Genomic DNA, 2104 nt, shown 5'->3' with positions numbered 1-2104 from the left:
CGCATCGACGGGGTGGACGCACGAAGCGTATCTCTCAACGACCCCCACGATCCTTCCAACGACGACAAATCGGTTCTCGTCGGTACTTCGTTTCTGGTCTATCCGGCAAGCGACTCCATGGCCGAATGGTGCAGGGTGGCCGACGGCCTTCGTGCTGCACTCCCGCACGCCATCTTGACCACGGTCAAGTTGAGGATTGACGAGGCGGCGCCGTCGGAGGAATCGGTCGCCAACCATGTCGACCTGATACTCCATTCCTATTCAGAAGCCGAGGCATTTGCGCTGCAGGGCAGGCCAACGGCCTAAAGGTGCGCGACGCTCCTGCATCATCTTCCGCGCGCCCCAAAATCAGCGGAAGCAATCCGCTTGATCATTTGGGAAACATGAACTGCGCCTGCACACGGATCTGCCAATTGGCGCCGTTGTCCGGCTTCACGACGTTGTAGTACGCGGAGAACCGCGTGTTCACCGGCAGCTTCCCCAGATGGAAGATCTTGCCGACGCCGCCGCCGAGCGGCACGGTCCATCGCTGGCTGCTGTCGGCCTTCCAGTCGGCCGTGAWGATCGGGGCKGTGGTGAGATAGAAGCCYCCYGGRAAGTTRTAGTTGATGWAGGGCTGGAGCAGGAAKKTGTTGTACGAGCCACCCCTGCTTGCTGCTGCTCACCGACCAGATGTTGTTGAACAGTGCGCCGTASACCCACGGGCTGCCGTGRTCGAGGTGCAGCGCCACGGCGGACGGCCCCAGGCCCCAGTTCTTGTTGCCCAGTTCTGAACTGCTGTTGGTGGGAATCTGGATCACCGGGCCCGCGCCCCAGATCCATTTGCCGGGGTTGGCGGGCGAGAGGAAGGCGGTGAGTACCGTGTCTCCGGCGCCGCTGGTGCTGTCGATGCCCGGGCCCAGCGATGGCATCGAGATGACTGGCACGATCGTGCGCGTGATGATGTTCCAGTCCTTGTTCACGGAGATCGGGATCACGGGCTGGATATTCAGGATGTTCTGCGTTCCCTTCTCCGGCCCGTAGTTGAGATTGGCGTTGTTCTGGAAGCAGCCGCCGTTCACAGATACCCGCTTGTGGCCGGGACCGTGAGGTCGTAGCGAAGCCGGGAAACTGACGTCCGGCATGAGAACCTGGAGCCAAGCACGACTCCTTCCAGAGCGGCTCACCCTTGCTCCAGCTGCCGCCGTGGCTCACGGCAAGTGCATTGGTCTCCGAAAGGCAGAAAGGCGCATCTTTGATGACCCTCAACTTCATGGGAGTCCTTCATGGAATCCAATGTCAAAGCTGCGTGCCGGGAGCCATGGAACAAGGGCAAGATCGTCGGCCAGAAGGCCCCGTTCAAGGTCAAGGACATCTGGGCACTTCGAGCGCGGCTCCAGATGATCGAGTTGGCGACTTCGGGCGCTCGGCGCCGGGAGGGCTGAGTCATCGACGACCGGTTCCAAGGTAGTGCAGACATAGCTCGTCGCCGGGGCATTTGGGCAAAGGTGGCGTGGCGGACTTGACGAGCGCTGTTGCTTGCACGTCTACTTCTCCGCCACGAGCTACACAGATCCGAGGGGATCTTGAATAGCCCAGTGCTTCACGCTTGGCGCCTTTCGATCCAGCGCGTTTGGTCTCAGACACAGTTCCCTGGACGGTGCCCTTGACCCGGCGTCTTCACGGCGGCATCGGTTCCCTGGAGCAAACGCGAAAGCAACATAGCCACGGAAACACTGAAGGCGGCGATTCCTATCGGGCTTTCAGCAACGAGGCTTGCAACTTCCTGCAGGGCTTCCGGGCTGACCTGCTCAACGAACCGCGCGAGCTCGAAGATCTGATCGCTGGTATAGCGGCCAACATCGTCGAGAGCGACTCGCACCCCTTCACTACTTCCCCGATGCAGATAGCTAGCAAAGGCACCTGCGGCAGTGGCCACTAAGCCCAGGGGGCCGAGGGGCCGCAGCAGACCCGCGAGCATTCTCGCGCGAAGAGGTGCGTTTGCCGCAGCATACAAGCGGGAGATCAGGCGGGCCACCCTTGAACGAGCTCGAACAATTCGCCCACCACGATGCGTTGGGCCATGGTGCCAGACTGCAACGTCGATGGCATCGTCGAACTCATC

The 2104-nt window shown here is 61.2% G+C and carries 3 protein-coding genes and 2 pseudogenes; 3 read left to right on the top strand and 2 right to left on the bottom strand.

Translation table 11 applies throughout. The features are described 5' to 3' along the window. Window positions 1–306 (top strand): annotated as a pseudogene (locus AC1DY5_RS52865) (AI-2E family transporter); the annotation flags it as partial. Between the two features lie 64 nt (window positions 307–370). Here the strand turns inward: AC1DY5_RS52865 and AC1DY5_RS52860 are convergent. Continuing rightward, the gene (locus AC1DY5_RS52860; protein ID WP_478122223.1) at window positions 371–520 is read right to left on the bottom strand and encodes a hypothetical protein; all 150 of its coding nucleotides are present in this window, start codon (window positions 518–520) and stop codon (window positions 371–373) included. Window positions 521–852: 332 nt separating this feature from the next. On the opposite strand from AC1DY5_RS52860, the gene AC1DY5_RS52855 reads away from it, so the two are divergent. Together AC1DY5_RS52855 and AC1DY5_RS52850 are read left to right on the top strand one after the other, a co-directional pair. Beyond that, window positions 853–1023: a hypothetical protein gene (locus AC1DY5_RS52855; protein ID WP_478122222.1), complete on the top strand. Its 171-nt coding sequence runs from the start codon at window positions 853–855 to the stop codon at window positions 1021–1023. 242 nt (window positions 1024–1265) lie between these two features. Beyond that, a pseudogene (locus AC1DY5_RS52850) lies at window positions 1266–1382 on the top strand (integrase); the annotation flags it as partial. 236 nt (window positions 1383–1618) lie between these two features. Here AC1DY5_RS52850 and AC1DY5_RS52845 read toward each other — a convergent pair. Next, a partial coding sequence (locus AC1DY5_RS52845) for a hypothetical protein (protein ID WP_478122221.1) occupies window positions 1619–2104 on the bottom strand: 486 nt, incomplete at its 5' end.

The organism is Variovorax sp. P4_D9, assembly GCF_056401695.1.
This window is presented reverse-complemented; position numbering and strand designations above follow the sequence as displayed.